The organism is Salinivibrio sp. ML198, from assembly GCF_001996015.1.
GTDB lineage: Bacteria > Pseudomonadota > Gammaproteobacteria > Enterobacterales > Vibrionaceae > Salinivibrio > Salinivibrio siamensis.
The window spans coordinates 38,609-55,925 of sequence record NZ_MUEZ01000010.1; the positions used below are offsets into that span (position 1 = coordinate 38,609).

At 49.5% G+C, this 17,317-nt stretch carries 16 protein-coding genes; 8 read left to right on the forward strand and 8 right to left on the reverse strand.

All coding sequences use genetic code 11. From position 1 onward, the window contains the following. Positions 1-70 precede the first annotated feature (70 nt). The 3 genes from BZG25_RS08645 to BZG25_RS08655 are packed head-to-tail and all read right to left on the reverse strand — an operon-like array spanning position 71 to position 2,766. Positions 71-865, reverse strand: a complete 795-nt coding sequence (locus tag BZG25_RS08645; RefSeq protein WP_077638862.1) for an ABC transporter ATP-binding protein — start codon at positions 863-865, stop codon at positions 71-73. Next, a complete protein-coding gene (locus tag BZG25_RS08650; protein ID WP_046075965.1) occupies positions 862-1,773 on the reverse strand; it encodes an ABC transporter permease in 912 nt (303 codons plus the stop codon). Before BZG25_RS08650 ends, BZG25_RS08645 begins: the two co-directional genes overlap by 4 nt. A 24-nt stretch (positions 1,774-1,797) precedes the next feature. Continuing rightward, entirely contained in the window at positions 1,798-2,766 is a 969-nt protein-coding gene (locus BZG25_RS08655) for an ABC transporter substrate binding protein (protein ID WP_046075964.1), read from the reverse strand. 506 nt (positions 2,767-3,272) lie between these two features. Here BZG25_RS08655 and nhaD point away from each other — a divergent pair. Next, positions 3,273-4,703: a sodium:proton antiporter NhaD gene (nhaD, locus tag BZG25_RS08660; RefSeq protein WP_077638863.1), complete on the forward strand. Its 1,431-nt coding sequence runs from the start codon at positions 3,273-3,275 to the stop codon at positions 4,701-4,703. Positions 4,704-4,807: 104 nt separating this feature from the next. Here nhaD and BZG25_RS08665 read toward each other — a convergent pair whose 3' ends face one another. Genes BZG25_RS08665 through dctP form a run of 4 tightly spaced genes read right to left on the reverse strand, consistent with a single transcriptional unit; the run spans position 4,808 to position 8,227 of the window. Next, positions 4,808-5,248 (reverse strand): universal stress protein, encoded by a 441-nt coding sequence (locus BZG25_RS08665; RefSeq protein WP_046075962.1) that lies wholly within the window; start codon positions 5,246-5,248, stop codon positions 4,808-4,810. A gap of 21 nt (positions 5,249-5,269) precedes the next feature. Beyond that, on the reverse strand, positions 5,270-6,553 hold the full coding sequence (locus tag BZG25_RS08670) for a TRAP transporter large permease (RefSeq protein WP_077638864.1): 1,284 nt from the start codon (positions 6,551-6,553) through the stop codon (positions 5,270-5,272). 16 nt (positions 6,554-6,569) lie between these two features. Beyond that, a complete protein-coding gene (locus tag BZG25_RS08675) occupies positions 6,570-7,145 on the reverse strand; it encodes a TRAP transporter small permease (RefSeq protein WP_046075960.1) in 576 nt (191 codons plus the stop codon). A gap of 56 nt (positions 7,146-7,201) precedes the next feature. Beyond that, positions 7,202-8,227, reverse strand: coding sequence for a TRAP transporter substrate-binding protein DctP (gene dctP, locus BZG25_RS08680; protein WP_197075773.1), 1,026 nt, complete (start codon positions 8,225-8,227; stop codon positions 7,202-7,204). Between the two features lie 596 nt (positions 8,228-8,823). Here dctP and ppiC point away from each other — a divergent pair. From ppiC to BZG25_RS08710, 6 genes are all read left to right on the forward strand, one after another. Next, complete coding sequence (ppiC, locus tag BZG25_RS08685) at positions 8,824-9,105, forward strand: peptidylprolyl isomerase PpiC (RefSeq protein WP_046075958.1); 282 nt, start codon at positions 8,824-8,826, stop codon at positions 9,103-9,105. 157 nt (positions 9,106-9,262) lie between these two features. Next, positions 9,263-10,426: a GGDEF domain-containing protein gene (locus BZG25_RS08690; RefSeq protein WP_077638865.1), complete on the forward strand. Its 1,164-nt coding sequence runs from the start codon at positions 9,263-9,265 to the stop codon at positions 10,424-10,426. 222 nt (positions 10,427-10,648) lie between these two features. Continuing rightward, complete coding sequence (locus BZG25_RS08695) at positions 10,649-11,998, forward strand: alpha-amylase family protein (RefSeq protein ID WP_077638866.1); 1,350 nt, start codon at positions 10,649-10,651, stop codon at positions 11,996-11,998. Positions 11,999-12,109: 111 nt separating this feature from the next. Next, a complete protein-coding gene (locus BZG25_RS08700; protein WP_077638867.1) occupies positions 12,110-12,757 on the forward strand; it encodes a hypothetical protein in 648 nt (215 codons plus the stop codon). Beyond that, on the forward strand, positions 12,754-13,512 hold the full coding sequence (locus BZG25_RS08705) for a DUF3307 domain-containing protein (RefSeq protein WP_077638868.1): 759 nt from the start codon (positions 12,754-12,756) through the stop codon (positions 13,510-13,512). Before BZG25_RS08700 ends, BZG25_RS08705 begins: the two co-directional genes overlap by 4 nt. 204 nt (positions 13,513-13,716) lie before the next feature. Beyond that, entirely contained in the window at positions 13,717-15,876 is a 2,160-nt protein-coding gene (locus BZG25_RS08710) for a S9 family peptidase (RefSeq protein ID WP_077638869.1), read from the forward strand. A gap of 107 nt (positions 15,877-15,983) precedes the next feature. Here BZG25_RS08710 and BZG25_RS08715 read toward each other — a convergent pair whose 3' ends face one another. Then, positions 15,984-16,751 (reverse strand): siderophore-interacting protein, encoded by a 768-nt coding sequence (locus BZG25_RS08715; protein ID WP_077579364.1) that lies wholly within the window; start codon positions 16,749-16,751, stop codon positions 15,984-15,986. Between the two features lie 165 nt (positions 16,752-16,916). Here BZG25_RS08715 and BZG25_RS08720 point away from each other — a divergent pair, with 165 nt between their 5' ends. Then, positions 16,917-17,300, forward strand: a complete 384-nt coding sequence (locus BZG25_RS08720; RefSeq protein WP_077638870.1) for a cytochrome b562 — start codon at positions 16,917-16,919, stop codon at positions 17,298-17,300. Positions 17,301-17,317: the final 17 nt, after the last annotated feature.

A 17,317-nucleotide genomic window follows, 5' to 3' on the forward strand; every position in this document is an offset into this window, starting at 1 on the left:
ATAAGAATAGAAAATTGGGCGCTTATTCGAAAATAAGCGCCGTCTGTTTTCCTTGATGTGAAAGGCTGAGTCAGCTGAGCAGCAAACTGTCGTCGGCAAGGGTTTCGCCACGGACTTTATTGAACATTTCCAGCAGATGCGGGACATCCATATTTTTGCGTTCATCACCGTGCACATCGAGAACAATATTGCCTTGGTGTAACATCACGGTGCGATCGCCACAGGCCAAGGCATCTTTCATTGAGTGAGTGACCATCATCGCCGTGAGGTTAAACTCATTGACGATGGTTTTGGTCAAATCAATCACGAATGCGGCCATACGTGGATCCAGCGCTGCGGTGTGTTCATCAAGCAGTAAGAGCTTACTGTCTGACAGTGTTGCCATGACCAAACTTACCGCCTGGCGTTGGCCTCCTGAAAGCAGGCCGATGCTGTCACCGAGCCTATCTTCTAACCCTAACCCCAAAATCGCAATGCGCTCTTGGAATAATTGACGCCGTTTACTGCCAAGCGCACGTGTCCAGCCCCGGCCTTTTCCACGCCGATAGGCTAGGGCTAAGTTTTCCTCAATGGTTAACGAGGCACACGTACCCGCGAGTGGATCTTGAAACACCCGAGCGGCGAGGGTGGCTCGTTGGTGAACGGCTTTTTTCGTCACATCGATGTCGTCAATCATGACCTGACCACCAATCATCGGGGTTTCACCTGTCACTGCACCCAACAAGGTCGACTTCCCCGCGCCATTGGAGCCAATGATGGTGACGAACTCTTTTTCAGGAATCGTGAGATTAACGCCTCGTAACGCGCGGTTCTCCAGCACGGTCCCAGGATTAAAGGTGACTTGAATGTTGTTAAGCGAGATCATCCTGACACCTCCGCCTGTTTCGCACGTTTTGACTTTTGATATTGCTGGCGCATTTTAGGCGCAATGAGCGCAACGGCAACCAGTACCGCGGTCACCAAGTTGAGATCAGAGGCTTGCAAGCCAAACATGCCACTCGACAGCGCGAATGCGACGGCGAGACGATAGAGGATAGAGCCTAAAATCACCGCGATAACGGCTACCCAGACTTTACGCCCAGGGATGAGCGTTTGTCCCAATATCACCGCGGCGAGCCCCACCACAATGGTGCCGACGCCAGAGGTTACATCCGCAAAGCTATTGGTTTGCGCAAATAGTGCCCCCGCAAAGCCGACAAAGGCGTTGGATAGCGCAAGACCAAAGTAGGTATACATCGCGGTACTCCCACCTTGGGCTTTCACCATCCGTGCGTTGACCCCGGTGGCACGTAGCCCAAGACCGAAGTCACTGGCCAATAAGCGGATGACGAGGAGGCCACTAATAATCACTAATACGCCCACCACTAAGGGGCGAAGATAGGCTGGGGCAATCCCGAGTGATTCGAACGGGGTGAGGATGGTTTCTTCCCCGAGCAAAGCGATATTGGGGCGCCCCATGATACGGATGTTGATAGAGAAAGCGGCAATCATGGTCAAAATACTCGAGAGTAAATTGAGGATGCCGCATTTTACGGTCAAAAAAGCGGTGACGAGCCCAGTGATCCCCCCGGCCAAAATAGCCACTGCCGTCGCTAGCCATGGGTTATAGCCAGCGACGATCATGGTTGCTGCGACGGCAGCACCCATTGGGAAGCTGCCGTCAACGGTCAGATCAGGAAAATCCAAAACACGGAATGTCAGATAGACCCCGAGAGCGACCAAGCCATAGATCAGCCCAACCTCTAAGGTGCCGAAGAACGCAATTGCAGTCATTTACTACTCCAAGACTGATACAAACTAGTCTACGATGCGTGAGGCGCGATCTAAGATAGACGCAGGCACCTCGAGGCCGAGTTTCTTAGCCGCTGCGCGATTGACAGCAAGGTCTGACCCTTCCGCCACTTTAGCTGGCAATGATGAAATCGGTTTGCCTTCCAGCACTGCGGCAACATAATCTGCGGTTTGTACGCCAACCGAGTAGTAATCAAAGCCTAATGCCACCACGGCACCATTAGGGGTATAAGAGGTGGAGCCGCCGATGACGGGTTTGCCGGCTGAATTGGCCGCTGCCACTAAGCCGTCAATGGCACTGGCGACTGTATTGTCTGTTGGGGCATAAATCACATCAGACTGTGTCGCAACGACTTGTGCGGCAGACTGGACGTCGGCACTTTTTAGTGCTGTCCCTTCGACCACTTTAATCCCATGCTGTTGCGCCGCTTCTTTGAGAAGTTCGACTAAGGTTACTGCGTTTGCTTCGCCCGGGTTGTACACCACGCCAATAGAGGAAAGGTTGGGTAAAAGTTCTTTGGCCAGTGCGACGTGTTGGGCCACAGGGGAAAGATCAGACAGGCCTGTCACATTGCCGCTCGGGGCATCCATGTTTTTGACCAGCTTAGCGCCGACAGGGTCGGTTACGGCGGTGAAAATCACTGGCACATCACGGGTAGCGGCCGCGAGTGCTTGTGCAGAGGGCGTCGCAATCCCGACAAGTACATCCGGTTGTTCGCCGACATACTGGCGAGCGATTTGTACCGCAATAGCGGGGTTACCTTGTGCAGTTTGATATTTAAAATCGAGATTCTCGCCCTGGGTATAACCCTTGGCAATTAGCCCATCCAATAGACCATTGCGGGCGGCGTCAAGTGCCGGGTGCTCCACAATCTGAGAGACGGCGACACGCGCCGTTTCAGCCAGGGCGGAGGTGGTCGTTCCCACTGACAGCGCAGCCGCGCAGACGATGGCCGCGAGTTTAGGTGCTTTCATAGTGACTCCCTTCTTCGAACTATGCATCCCAGCAAGATAGCAATGATGCGTTTGCGATGTTGTGTAAGTGTTATTTTTTGGTTTTTTCAATGAGGATGACTAAAATCATTCACTTTTTATTTAAATCTAGTCGATTTTTGCTGACTATGACAGCGATTACCAACTAGTAAGTTGATATTATTAATCTTGACAGTAACCCATGTCACCTCTTTTTTACGGTTGAAACGTGCTTAGTAATAGACGTTAACGCCATATTTGTTAATATTATGTTCGCTTTTGTTCTGCGGTGACCTATCCGTGCAAAATAAACAATTGATACATTGCACGATTGCCACAGAGCACGCTTTTTAAACTGTCTTTTAATGGTGAGAAATGTGTCACCACGCCGAGGCGACGCGATTTGTCTCTATGGCGGGTGGTCGGTCAATAAACAGTCGGAAACAGGCTGATTAACACGACGTAATTGTCATATCAGAAGTAAGGAAACAAAATTTGGAGGCTCAAGGATGAAGCGTTTGGTTGCGGCGTTGGCAATGGTATCGCCAACGGCTTTTGCCGCTACGACAGGAGAAGGACTGGATTTAACTCAGTCTTGGGTGGGCTATGCGTCTTTGGCAATCTTTGCGGTTGCTTACAGCTTAGTGATGCTAGAAGAAAAGCTTCACTTGCGAAAATCGAAGCCTGTTTTGCTGGCGGCTGGCTTGATTTGGCTGCTCATTGGTTTTGCTTACTCTCAATGGGGCAATATGGCACCGGCGCATGCCGCGCTGGAGCACAATCTGTTGGAGTACGCCGAGCTATTGCTGTTCTTGTTGGTGGCCATGACCTATATCTCGGCGATGGAAGAACGGCGTTTATTCGATGGCTTGAAAGCGTGGATTTTGAGTAAAGGCTACGATTTGAGAAGCCTGTTTTGGATTACTGGGATCCTATCTTTCTTTATCTCGCCAGTGGCGGATAACCTTACCACTGCGCTGTTAATGTGTACCATTGTGCTAAAAATTGGCGGTGATAACCCTCGGTTTATTAATCTGGCTTGTATCAACATTGTTGTGGCGGCAAACGCCGGCGGTGCATTTAGTCCCTTTGGCGACATCACCACCTTGATGGTGTGGCAGGCGGGTAAAGTGACCTTTGCCGAATTTGGGGCCTTGTTTATTCCGTCTGTGGTCAATTACATGATCCCCGCCTTTATCATGTCGCTATTTATCCCACGTACACAACCGGATGTGATGCAAGAGCATGTCGAGCTCAAACGCGGCGCTCGCCGCATCATGGTCTTGTTCTTGCTCACTATCGCCACGGCGGTTGCTTTCCATGGCTTTATCCATTTCCCGCCGGTGATGGGGATGATGATGGGTTTGGCTTACCTGCAGTTCTTTGGTTTTTATCTGCGCCGCACACTGCCGCGCTCGTTAGCGCGTAAACGTGCTATCGCTGAGGCGAAGAATGACGAAGCGGCATTACGTCGACTGGGGTCAGTGGTGCCTTTTGATGTCTTCCGCCGCATTTCCCATGCCGAGTGGGACACCTTGCTTTTCTTCTATGGGGTCGTGATGTGTGTTGGCGGCCTTAGCTTGATTGGTTATTTATCGCTCGTCTCGAATGTTATGTATCTCGAGTGGAATCCTATTTGGGCGAATACACTGGTTGGGATTTTATCTGCGGTGGTGGATAACATTCCGGTCATGTTTGCGGTATTAACCATGAGCCCTGAGATGTCCCACGGTAACTGGCTATTGGTGACGTTAACGGCGGGTGTTGGTGGGAGCTTGTTGTCGTTAGGCTCAGCGGCCGGGGTGGCCTTGATGGGACAAGCTCACGGCAAATACACCTTTTTTGGCCACCTAAAATGGGCACCGGTGATCATGCTCGGTTACCTTGCCTCTATCGGTGTTCATCTGGTACTAAATAGTCATTATTTCCACCTACAATAAAAGCGCTGCAAACAGTGATAAAAAAGGCCAGCATCTTTCGATACTGGCCTTTTTCTTGTTGTGATGAGAGTGCGTTACAACGCGGAAAACGCCATCACGGGTGATTAAACCACCATAGTGGGACAATGTGCCCGCCCTGCCACACGATGGGAGACACTGCCGAGAAACATACCGTCTTTGTCTGAGTGGGTGCCATGCGCGCCCATCACAATCAAATCCACCTCTTTGCTTTTCGCAAACTTGATGATGGTTTTGGAAGGGCGCCCGCCTTTGACAAATCCGCGCACACTCTCGCCACCGTTTTCGACTGCATGTTGTTTGGCTTGCTCAACAATGTTGCGGGCGTATTCGCTCAGGGTCTGGTCTGGGATCTGCAACCGATCGGGGCGAACCATCGATAGTGATGCCTCAAACAAACTGTGATGTTTAAACACACACAATAAGTAGAGCTCAGCATGGGTGAGTTGTTGCAACTCAATCGCTTTATCTAACGCATTTAACGCAGAATATGAGCCATCGACGGCAACCAGTATTCGTTTAAACATCCAATCACTCCTGTTGTTTAGTTACCCAAACGCAATATCACGCAGGAATAACGCAATCTGAGGGAACATCACCAGTAACGCCGCTGACAGAAGCAGCATTGCAATAAATGGCCCCGTTCCACGGATAACTTCCCAATAGGGTTTTTTGAAAATCGCAATAGCGGTGAAAATATCACAGCCAAACGGAGGCGTTGCTGAGCCGATCGCCACTTGCAAGGTGATCACAATCCCGACGTGTACAGGATCAAGACTAGTGGCTTCTATCGCAGGTGCAAATATAGGCGTGAGCACCAAGATAACCACAATCGGGTCAACGAACATACAGGCGACAAAAAAGGCAATTGAAATGGAGGCCAATACGCCCATCGGGCCCATTTCACTTATCCCCACTGCCTCGAGAATGGTTTGCGGAATTTGCGCAAAAGAAATGATCCAAGAGAAGCCATTCCCGACACCGACAAGAATAAAGACCACAGCGGTAATTAAGCCGGTTGAACGCGCGATCGTGAACACATCTTTGCTGCTTAGTGAACGAAAGACACCAAATTCCAAGATCATCGCATAAAGCACACACACCGCGGCCGCTTCTGTGGGACTAAAGACGCCGCCATAAATCCCGCCCACGATAATCAGTGGGAACATCAGTGGCCATAACGCTTTTCGTGTAGCGGTAATCCGTTCACTCCAGCTCGCTTTAGGCTCTGTCGGCACTTTGTGGACAGTGGCGTAATACAAGCAGTAGAGCGAGAAAAAGGTCAGAATCATTAACCCAGGACCAATCCCGGCAATAAATAGCTCGGCAATGGAGGTTTCTGAGATCACCCCGTAAATGATCATCCCGATGCTGGGTGGGATCAAAAAGGCGATATCACTGGAGTTGATGATCAACGCGAGCGAAAAAGAGTCGCTGTAGCCTGCGCGAAGCAGCTTTGGACGCAATGCCGAGCCAACCGCAACGACGGTTGCCTGCGTTGAGCCAGACACGGCACCAAACAGAGTACAAGAGGTGGCGGTACTGATCGCCAACCCACCGCGGATATGACCAATAAAGGTCATGACCATATCAATCAAGCGGTTAGCAGATTGCCCCCGCGTCATAATATCGGCGGCGAGAATAAACATAGGAACAGCAATCAGTGAGGCAGGACGGATCCCTCCCAGCACTTGCTGAATAAAAGTATCCATTTGATCAACGCCGCCAAACATCATGTAAAAACCGGTTAGCGCGGCAGCAATCAAAGGGACCATCATTGGAAAGCCAAGCACGAGCAAGACAATCATGATGAGCATTAACGTCATGGCCATAGTGGTAGGTGCCTATTTAAACTTCACTTTCTGTCTCAGCGTAACCATCGAGGACGCCAGCGGAGAGGTAAACATCGGGCGAGGTGAGATTTTTATAGACAGTCAACCAGTACTGAATGCCGGTGACGATAAAGCCGAGTGGTACCCAGATATAAATCCACCAAATCTCGAAGCCAAGTGCTGGCAAGATACGACCGCGGTCATAAACGGAGACAATATATTGATAAGAAAAATACGCCAACACCAGCATGATAAGGCCTGTGATCAGCGCAATGCTTGTCATTAAAATTTTTCTACCTTTGAAAGGCAGGGTGTCATACAGGGCAGACATACGGATGTGGCGACCATGACGCGCCGCGTAGCCAATCCCTGCAAAGGTGATTAAAACAATTAAAATGCGATTGATTTCGCCAGAAAAAAACAAGCCCTGCCCAAAGCCAAAGCGAGCAATGACATTGACACAGGTATTAAGGGCCATTAGAAGCACACCTGCGGCCAACATAAAGGACTCGATTTTACAAATCAGGGTATCCAGTTTGCCAAGGAGGCCGGGAAGCTCGGAGTGGTACGTGAGAGAGTCGGAATCGGTCATTACGTATTCCTCGGGTAAACAGGCACCGCATGACACGGTGCCTGAGTGATTAGCGACTAGTTAGTAACAGCGTCCAAGTCTTTCTTAAACTGGTTAAGAAGTGCTTTACCGCTTTCACCGGTCATTTCGTAGAAGGTTTCCTCTACCTGTGGCGCACGTGCTTTAAACTTCTCAATTTGCTCATCAGTCAGGCGTGTCACAGTGACTTCATCACTCGATGATTTGATTTTCTCGAGCGATTTTTCAGCCAAGCCGCGGATGTGTTCAACCGTTTCGTTAAACGCATAGTCAGCGGCATCGCGGATCATCGCTTGCTCGTCGGATGACAAGCCGTCAAAGAAGTCTTTATTTGCCATTGAGGCGGTGGTAAACCAGCCGTGGTGCGTAAAGATCAGGTTAGGTGACACTTCGTACAAACCGCCTGACTCAATCCAGAAAATCGGGTTTTCTTGACCTTGAATCATATTGGTTTGAAGTGCGCCGTATACTTCACCCCATGGCAATGGCGTTGGCGTCGCACCAAAGGCTTCATACGTTGATGAAAGCAGTGGGTTAGTCATGACGCGAATTTTCTTACCTTGAAGATCGGCAGGCTCAGTCACAGGCTCGTCCGCCGTCATCACCATTTCGCCTTCAGGATACATTTTGAGCAGCTCAAGGCCTTGCTCTTCATACAGCTCGGGGAAGTCTTCATTCACCGCTTTACTCTGACGAAAGAATTCAATCACGGTTTCCATATCCGTCGGCATCAGGTAAGGGATAAAAAAGATTTGTGCTTCTGGGATCAACGAACCGGTAAAGCCAGGTGATTGGTTTACAAACTGAAGGATACCTGCCTGCGTTTGTTCCATGATGTCGTCGGATTCACCGAGTTCACCGAAACGATAAATTTGCAGTGTGTGCTCAGAGTTCTCCTCAATATATTCTTTGAACTTATGTGCATAGACGTCTTGCACGTCACCTTCGTACTCCTCGTGGGCATAACGCCAAGTGTCGGCATTGGCCATGGCTGAGAAGCCTAACGCGGCGGCAACGCATGAAATTGCAGTCAATTGCTTAAGGTGGCTGTAAATGGACATCATGTCCCTCCGATATGTGGATTAGCTTTCACTCGTGGTTAACGAGAGTGTGATTGAGATCGGTTTCTCATCGAGTGAGGTGGCAGCAAGTGCCTGTCTCTCCTATACCCGTAAAAGCATCTGCCGATGTTTCTAAACAAATAGCAGATAATACAGACAGCTTAACCATCAGAGGTGTAAATATTAAAGTCAGATGAATATCAACGTGCCAGCAGTGTGATTTAGATCTCTTTTTGATACTTTTTATGACGATAAACGCGGTACTCCATAACGTGTTCTTTTGCATCAAAATGCGATCAAATCAGCGTTTTAGGGGGGTTGTTGCAATAGCGACGGATAGAAATCAAACGTGATTGAGCATGAGCAAACTCAATAGAGCTGGCATTAAAAAGGCTGGGGGAAGACGCTTTTTTCTAGTTTATGCTTCCACCTCTAAGGAATCTGTGCTTATTTTTCGCGCTAATCGTCATACTCGCCGACATCATTGCTTAGACTCCCTTCGCGCGCTTCGGCGCTGGTCGCTGGTCGACGCACCATTCTTGTTATTCAGTTAAAGAAATCCGGTATACTGAGCGGCTTTAATTTCATGAGGCATCCCGATGGCCAAGAAAGCAGCAGCCCTTCACATACTGGTGAACGATAAGTCGCAAGCAACCTCTTTGCTTGATCAGCTTAAAAAAGGTGCAAACTTCCAAACGCTCGCGAAGAAGTACTCGCAATGCCCCTCGGGTAAGCGAGGCGGGGATTTAGGCGAATTTCGTCGCGGTGACATGGCACCCCCTTTCGATAAAGCCGTATTCAGTGGTGAGTTATTGCGCCCGCTTGGGCCGATAAAAACCAAATTCGGCTGGCACATTATCAAGGTCTTGTATCGCAACTAATCCTATCGCTCACGATCTATGGATAGCATCGGCGCGAGGACGCTGAAACTGTCATAAAGATTAACCGCCAGAAATTGAAGCCGCGCACATTGATTGGCGGTAAACGGCCACGGATTAAGTGGTAAAGTTAAAGCACGCCCTAATTAACGTATCTCTGATGTTTAAACTCGATGCACCGACACTGCTCATTACTCTGACTGCAATCCAATGGCTGCTAGCGGGTTTTCTATTAGTACAAAACCGCAAAGAACCAGGGATTAACGGATGGGCACTCTCGCTTTTTATTCATGGCTTTAGCAACCTATTCTTGTTTGCCCGTCCTCACCTTCACCCTTATTTAGGGATCGTTTTTTACAATGCCTGTGTGATGGTGGCATTTTCGTTCAGCCACTGGGCGTTGGGGCAAATTTTTGCGCGCGACGTACCGCGTTGGCAGTTGGTGCTACCTGTTATTCTGTCTGTTGTATCGATGTCGTCATACCTTGATGACATCGGGAGTCGTGTGGTTTACGCGAGCTTGATCGTCAGTTTGCAGTTAGGGCTGATGACACAAACTATCGCGAGTAGTACGAACACAGGGGGCCAGCGTTTAAAGCATTGGCTCATCATGGTGATGGGTGGATTCAGTGTTGCCTATGTAGGCAGGGCGACATTTGCACATCTCTATCCTGATCTATTTACGCAACTGCTGGGCACCTCGCTGTTACAAGCAGGGCTGATTTTGTCGGGCATCGCCTATAGCGTGATCAATACCCTGATTATCTTTCTTTATAAGCTGGAGCGCGTGCACGAGAAACTCCACCGCGAAGCGACTCGAGATAGCTTAACGGGGCTGTTTAATCGCCGCGCCTTTTTGGCAAGAGCGAAACGACGTGTTGATACCGCCGCTTTTCCAATCAGTGTGTTGATGATTGACTTGGATGATTTTAAAGCCATCAACGACTCATTCGGCCACTCGGTTGGCGATAAAGTACTGATCCATTGTGCTAGCGTTTTCGAACAAGTTATTGATGACCAAGGTGTTGTTGGACGTTTGGGGGGAGAGGAGTTCGCAGTCGTGCTGCCTTACTGTGACAGTGCTAATGCGCAACAGTTGTCTGCAGAGTTGCTGAATGCTATTCAGAACAGTGGCTCAACGCTTGAAATGAGCTTGTCTGCCAGCATTGGAGTGACGACCACCACCGAGGTGCTCGATATTGATTGCTTGTTGGCGCAAGCGGATGATGCCCTTTATTGTGCCAAGCATGAAGGGAAAAACACATTTAAAGAGTACCCCCCTACACGCCATTCCTTGAGCAAAGCTGGTTACGAACCAGCTTGAAGAGCCAAACCTATTTCGTCCCTCACTGTTTTGGCATCCGTTATATAGGCCAACGAGGGTTTCTTAATCCTCCGCGAAACACTGACTACGCCTTGCTTATCATCCTCATACAAGTGGCCAAAGGAGGAGGGCGGTATGCGTATAGCGCTTATAATTTTGACTTATTGAATAGGCCCCATAACGGCAACACACTCGATGCGCGAACGCGATGAGGAGAAAGACATGAACGGCTTGCAAGATCCCCAATCATCAGGAGCCAACGTTATCTTACATGCTTTTGATTGGAAGTATGCGGACGTTGCCCAACGTGCCGCGGAGATCAGGGCGCTAGGGTATGGCTCGGTGCTCGTGTCTCCCCCGATGAAAAGTGCGCAAGACGAACGCTGGTGGCTGAGATATCAACCTCAAGACTATCGTGTGATTGAAAATGCACTCGGTAACACCACGGACTTTAAAGTAATGGTTGAAGCGTTAAACCGTGTTGGTGTGCTTACTTACGTCGATGTGGTCTTCAATCATATGGCCAATGAAGCGCATGTTCGCAGCGACTTAAATTATCCCAGCCAAGCGGTGAGGGCGGCCTATCACGCGCACGAAGACCACTATCGCACACTGACCTTGTTTGGTGATTTATCCGAGCCACTCTTTACTGAGCATGACTTCGTCGACGCATTTGGGATACAAGATTGGAAAGATCGGTGGCAAGTACAAAACGGGCGTATTAGCGGCGGGGCGAGCGATCCGGGATTGCCAACACTGCGTGTATGTGATCATGTGATAGCGCAGCAACGCGCCTATCTTAAGGCGTTAAAAGCCATTGGCGTAAAAGGGTTTCGGATTGATGCGGCTAAGCACATGACACTAGAGCACCTCAAGCGCGTATGGACCGATGACATCACCCATGATGCGCATATTTTTGGAGAAATCATCACCGACGGTGGCGCGAGCAAAGCAGAGTATGAATTGTTTCTTGCTCCCTATTTACAACAGACGTGTTTGGGCGCTTACGATTTTCCGCTTTTCTCAACGCTCTACCATGTTTTTTCCAACCAGGGCAGCCTTAAATCATTGATTGACCCTTATTGCTTCGGGCAAGCCTTATCGAAAGGGCGTGCAATCACTTTTGCCATTACCCATGACATTCCCAACAATGATGTTTTCTTGGATTTGGTGATGGACGAAGCGAGCGAGTGGCTTGCTTACGCGTATATCTTGGGGCGTGATGGTGGCGTGCCCCTGATTTATACCGATCTTGATACCAGTGGCATCAAAGGAGTGAACGGCCAACCACGGTGGTTAAACGCGTGGCACGATCCAAAGATGGTGCAAATGATCGCCTTCCATAATTTGACCCATGGTGAGCCCATGCGTGTCTTGGAGGCGACCGATGACTGGTTGGTGATTCAACGGGGAGAGGCAGGCATATTGGTGTTAAATAAATCCCTGGAGCCGCAATCACTCTCAGTGACGCTGGAAAATGATTGGCGCGATATGCTCACGGGTATCACGGCCTCGAGTGGGCAGCGAATTGATGTTGCAGCCCAGTCGGCGATGATGCTCGTGCCGGCATAACGACGAGGTCGCATGATGCCGCCTCGCTTATTTTTTTGCCATTTATGGGTAAATTTGTATTTTTTGCCAAAAAAGGCTAAATTTGGCGGGGTTGGTTAACAAGGATGAATAATGGCGACAGAAAGCAAGGCACCCATTGCGGTGATCAGTGGCGATCTGGTGGATTCAACCGCCTTAAATCGAGATGAGTATGAGCGAGTACTGGCGCAAATCAAAACCATACAAGCCCATATTTCACAAGCGCATTGCGCCAATCAGCACAGCATTATACGCGGTGATGAGTTTCAATCTGTGATCCATGATGTGGCGAGCGCGCTTCACTATGTCGTGATGTATCGTGTCGCCATCAAAGCACTGGGAAAACCGTTTGATTGTCGCATCAGCTTTGCGATTGCCGAGCAAGCGGATTTGCGTGAGGCGGTGTCAGAGTCAATGGGACAAGCGTTTGTGCTATCTGGTCGTGGCTTAAAAGCAATGAAAAACCAGCGGCTGGCCTTTTTCTGCGACAATGCCGATCTTGAAGAAAAGTTTGCGCTGCTGATCCGTTATCTTGACCGGCAGCTTAGCGATGCGACGTCTCGTCAATGCGAAATGATGCTGCCTTTATTAACGCGCGATCAGCCACTCGCGTATGGCGAGTTAGCGGCCGCACTTGGGGTCGCGAATGCAACCGTGAGTAAGTCCCTTAAAGCGGTGGGCTGGGGGCTTATCGAGGCATTGTTGGCCGAGTTTCAGCAAGCTGTGGAGGCGCAAGTATGATGGCCTTCCTTTCTTTGCTGGTTCCCTTGTTACTGACCCACCTTATTTATGACTTCTATCTACAGCCTGCGAATTGGTGGGCGAAATCGACACCACGCGCACGAATACTGGATTGGGTGGTTGCACCGCTCCTCTACGGTTTATGTTTACTGGTGCCTGCGGTGTTTTGGACCCAGCACGTTTCGCCGCTATTGGGTGTATTGGTGGTTGGCATGATCACCAAGTGTGTGGTGGCAGTGTTTGATGGCCAACTCGTCGCGCAGTCATCACTGGCCCGTTTCACGGTGAGCCAAGGCATACAGCTTTTGGTACTAGGGCTAATTGCCCTGAGTTTTGTGGCGCAGCCACCTTGGGTTGGACTGACCGAGATGCCTCTGTTTAGCCAGATCGTCGTAATTGGCACAGGCTATTTATTGATCTTAAAGCCGACATCAGTATTGATTGGTCACGTGTTACGGCGCTTTACGGTCACGTTGGACTCACCCTCTGATCATCAACACAATTATCATGGCCTCGTGGCTGCGGGGGCGTTGATTGGCTATTTAGAGCGTATTCTGATCCTGACTTTTACCTTGCTTGGCAGCTATACCGCTGTCGGTTTTGTGCTGGCAGCCAAGTCGATTTTCCGCTTTGGTGAGCTGACGCGTTCTGCCGATCGCAGCCTAACCGAATACGTTTTAATTGGTTCGTTATTGTCGGTAGTGATCACGACATTAGTGGGCGTTGTGATCACACAAAGCCTCACTTTGCTATAATTAGCCTTTTATGGCTAAAAGATAAGAATTAGCTGTTTTAGGCTTATAATACGGACTGGTATTAAGAAACGATGCGTCAGTCAATCGTTTGGCGAACGATAAAAAGAATATTGTTTATTGGAACTTGCTTAATACCCTCAGGTCAGTAATAGGATGCTTGTTTGTTAAATTACTGTTATGGCTAAATAAACCTGAAGGAAAAGTATGTCCCGACACATTTTACTCACCGGAGCACTGGCGGTATCTTTGCTCTCAGGGTGCAGTTTTCAAGGAGAGTCACACGTGAAAGCTTCCAGCCCAGGCGAACTGAGTGCGCCTGTCGCGAAAAAAATCCCTCATGAAATGACGATTCACGGCGACACGCGCGTGGATAACTACTATTGGATGCGTGATGATGCACGCCAAGATCCTGACGTGATCGCCCATCTTAATCAAGAAAACGCCTATGCCGATCAGGTGCTCGCGCACACTGAGCCAATGCAGGCCAAACTATTCGATGAAATCAAGGGGCGTATCGTCAAAGACGATGCCTCGGTCCCGGTCAAAAAAGGCAGTTATTTCTATTCCAGCGAAGTGGAAGGCGATAATGAATATCGCACTTACGTGCGTGCGAAAGACTTTGCCGGCACCGACAAAACGGTAATTTTGGATGTCAATGCGCTCGCGAAAGGGCATGAGTTTTACAGCATTGGCCAACTGAGCGTCAGCCCAAACGAAAACTTATTGGCCTATGGGGAAGATACCCTTAGCCGCCGCGTTTATACCATTCAAGTCAAAGACCTCACCACCGGTGAGTATCTCGATGATAAGATTGAAGGCGCCTCGAGCAGTATTGTGTGGCAGAACGACAACCAAGCCTTCTACTACATCAAAAAAGATCCGCAAACCTTGCTGGGGTATCAGGTGTATCGCCACCGTTTAGGCACCCCGCAATCCGCTGATGCGTTAATTTACGAAGAAACGGATACCAGCTACTACACCGGATTGAGCAAAAGCAAAGACGGTGAGCAAATCTTTATTTGGCACGCTAGCACTGAAACCAGCGGCGTATCGCTCGTGGATGCCAATGATCCAAATGCCACCGCCGAAGTGTTTTATCCGCGAGAAACTGGCATCGAATATGAAGTAGCGAAGCGTGGCGAGTGGTATTACATCTATACCAACTACCAAGCAGTCAACTTCCGCTTGATGAAGGTACACCAAAGTGAGCGTGACGATCGCAGCCAATGGCAAGATGTAATCGCACCAAACGATAAGGTGCAGTTGGTTGATTTTACGCTATTTGATAACCACTTGGTCTACGAGCAGCGCGAAAATGGCTTGCCGCGTACCACGGTGCGAAACCTTACCACTGGGGAGGAATATCAGCTTACGTTTAATGACTCGGCCTATGCGTCTTACCTGACCGGCAATGCGGAAATGGACAATTCTGCGGTGCGTGTGTATTACACCAGCTTAACCACACCGGGCACGTATTACGAGTTTGACTTGGCGTCGGGCGAGCGTGAAATGCTCAAACAAAACCAAGTGCTGGGCGATTTCAACCCAGACAACTACCAATCCGAGCGGGTGATGATCACCGCACGCGATGGCGCGCAAGTGCCTGTGTCTTTGGTGTACCGTAAAGACCGTTTCAAAAAAGACGGCACTAATCCGCTCTATCAATACGGCTACGGTTCATACGGCGCTACTATGGAGCCCATGTTCTCTACCACGCGTTTAAGCCTGCTAGATCGCGGTTTTGTCTTTGCTATTGCCCATATTCGTGGCTCTGAAATGCTAGGGCGTCCTTGGTATGACGATGGTAAAAAGCTTACCAAAAAGAATACCTTTAACGACTTTATTGATGTGACCAAAGCGCTGACTGCGCAAGGCTATGGCGATAAAGACAAGGTGTTTGCCGTCGGCGGCTCAGCAGGTGGCTTGTTAATGGGAGCGATCATCAACCAAGCACCAGAGTTGTATCTAGGAGTGGCCGCGCATGTGCCGTTCGTGGATATCGTCACCACCATGTTGGATGAGTCGATTCCACTGACCACCAACGAGTATGACGAGTGGGGCAACCCGAATGACAGAACCTACTATGAGTACATGCTCAGCTATTCACCATATGACAACGTCACCGCGCAAGATTATCCCAACTTGTTGGTCACCACAGGCCTGCATGACTCACAAGTGCAGTACTTTGAACCAATGAAATGGGTCGCGAAACTACGTGAGTTTAAAACTGACAACCATACGCTAGTGTTTAAAACCGACATGGAAGCCGGCCACGGCGGCGCATCGGGGCGCTTTAAGCGCATCAAAGAAGATGCATTGGAATATGCTTTCTTCTTCGACTTGCTCGACAAGCAGGGTAACTAAGTTGACGACTAAACGTTGAAGATCGAAAAAAGCGCCTCTATCGGCGCTTTTTTTATGCGGGATGAGACGCGATAAGCACGCTCACTGCAGGTAAAAAGTGATCAGGTTTACTGATTGTTCTCCGCATCTTCGCGCTTGATCACTTTGTGGCCTTCTTCGGTCACGCCATTTTTCCAATAGCTGCTGATGTAGATAAACTCACGCTCGACGTCATGGTCATTTCGGAAATATTGGCGCAGCGCGCGCATACTTTCAAATTCACAGGCACACCACACGGACACTTGCCCTGCTAACCAAGGCTGTGCTTTTACCGTTTCGGCCAATGTCGGTGTGGTTAGCCAAATAATCTCCATGCCAGCGGGAGCGTCGAGTGGTTGGGCATCTTCCTCGGCATCGAGCTGAACCACCGCATAGCCTTTGGCATCGCGAGGCAAGGTTTTGATCTTGGCTGATAGCGCGGGCAACGCGGTCATATCGGCAACCATAAAGAACCAATCCGCATCTTGATTAATCGGCGCAATCGTCCCAGGGCCGGCAATGTTAATGGTATCACCCACTTGGGCATTCAGTGCCCAGCGCGCGGCAAAGCCACAGTCGGCTTGCTCGATTTGATGGCGAACCATATCCACTTCAATTTGCTGCTGGCTAGGCATAAAGCGGCGAATGGTATAAGTGCGCATCACAGGGCGCTCGCCTTCTGCTAATCCGCTCAGATCTGTGCTTCCCGCTTTATCAAACAGCAGCTTGATATAGCCGCCTTCACACTCCGCTGGGAAGCCCGCGAAGGCGTCGCTTTGTAAGGTCAAGCGTTGCATATTAGGTGTGACGGTTTGGGTATCGATAACGTGAGTGAGGTGATAGTTTGGCTGTTTCATATTATCTAACTTAAAATCATTATCATTTACAACTATCATACCATCAGGATATGGAATGTGTAAGTGCTTTACATTGGTTTACGCTTCTTCGCTGGGCAAGACCGTGAGAAATGGGTAAGATGACGGCACAATATTATTACTAAAAAACAATTAGATGGAGCAAAAATGAAGAAAGTCATACTCACGGGTGCGGTGGCGGTGCTGCTGTCGTTGAACGTCTCAGCCTCTGAGCTCAAGCCGATCATGAAAGAAATGAAAATGACCTTTAAAGAGGCGGCGAGCGCACAAAGTATCGAAGCCATGCAAGCGCCGGTTGCGAAACTAGAAACCTTGGTCGCGAAAGCCAAAGCAGGTAGCTACCCACCGGAAAAAGCGGATATCTTTATGGAAGGGTTCGATAAATTGGCGGTGACCTTGGATAAGATTGATACGGCACTGAGTGAAGGCGATCTCGACCAAGCAAAACAAGGGATGCGCCAAATCGATGCCTTGCGTGAAGAGTACCACGACAAACGCAACCCAAGCATTTGGCAGCGTTTGTTCGGTTAATAGCCGAATAATAGGAA

What these genes read in the sequence shown, in the direction of transcription:
- ppiC (WP_046075958.1), top strand. Translation starts at nt 8,824, where the DNA reads ATGGCCAAGAAAGCAGCAGCCCTTCACATACTGGTGAACGATAAGTCG.
- BZG25_RS08720 (WP_077638870.1), top strand. Translation starts at nt 16,917, where the DNA reads ATGAAGAAAGTCATACTCACGGGTGCGGTGGCGGTGCTGCTGTCGTTG.
- BZG25_RS08715 (WP_077579364.1), bottom strand. Translation starts at nt 16,751, where the DNA reads ATGAAACAGCCAAACTATCACCTCACTCACGTTATCGATACCCAAACC.
- BZG25_RS08690 (WP_077638865.1), top strand. Translation starts at nt 9,263, where the DNA reads ATGTTTAAACTCGATGCACCGACACTGCTCATTACTCTGACTGCAATC.
- BZG25_RS08675 (WP_046075960.1), bottom strand. Translation starts at nt 7,145, where the DNA reads ATGACCGATTCCGACTCTCTCACGTACCACTCCGAGCTTCCCGGCCTC.
- BZG25_RS08705 (WP_077638868.1), top strand. Translation starts at nt 12,754, where the DNA reads ATGATGGCCTTCCTTTCTTTGCTGGTTCCCTTGTTACTGACCCACCTT.
- BZG25_RS08670 (WP_077638864.1), bottom strand. Translation starts at nt 6,553, where the DNA reads ATGGCCATGACGTTAATGCTCATCATGATTGTCTTGCTCGTGCTTGGC.
- nhaD (WP_077638863.1), top strand. Translation starts at nt 3,273, where the DNA reads ATGAAGCGTTTGGTTGCGGCGTTGGCAATGGTATCGCCAACGGCTTTT.
- BZG25_RS08700 (WP_077638867.1), top strand. Translation starts at nt 12,110, where the DNA reads ATGGCGACAGAAAGCAAGGCACCCATTGCGGTGATCAGTGGCGATCTG.
- BZG25_RS08645 (WP_077638862.1), bottom strand. Translation starts at nt 865, where the DNA reads ATGATCTCGCTTAACAACATTCAAGTCACCTTTAATCCTGGGACCGTG.
- BZG25_RS08695 (WP_077638866.1), top strand. Translation starts at nt 10,649, where the DNA reads ATGAACGGCTTGCAAGATCCCCAATCATCAGGAGCCAACGTTATCTTA.
- BZG25_RS08710 (WP_077638869.1), top strand. Translation starts at nt 13,717, where the DNA reads ATGTCCCGACACATTTTACTCACCGGAGCACTGGCGGTATCTTTGCTC.
- BZG25_RS08665 (WP_046075962.1), bottom strand. Translation starts at nt 5,248, where the DNA reads ATGTTTAAACGAATACTGGTTGCCGTCGATGGCTCATATTCTGCGTTA.
- BZG25_RS08650 (WP_046075965.1), bottom strand. Translation starts at nt 1,773, where the DNA reads ATGACTGCAATTGCGTTCTTCGGCACCTTAGAGGTTGGGCTGATCTAT.
- dctP (WP_197075773.1), bottom strand. Translation starts at nt 8,227, where the DNA reads ATGATGTCCATTTACAGCCACCTTAAGCAATTGACTGCAATTTCATGC.
- BZG25_RS08655 (WP_046075964.1), bottom strand. Translation starts at nt 2,766, where the DNA reads ATGAAAGCACCTAAACTCGCGGCCATCGTCTGCGCGGCTGCGCTGTCA.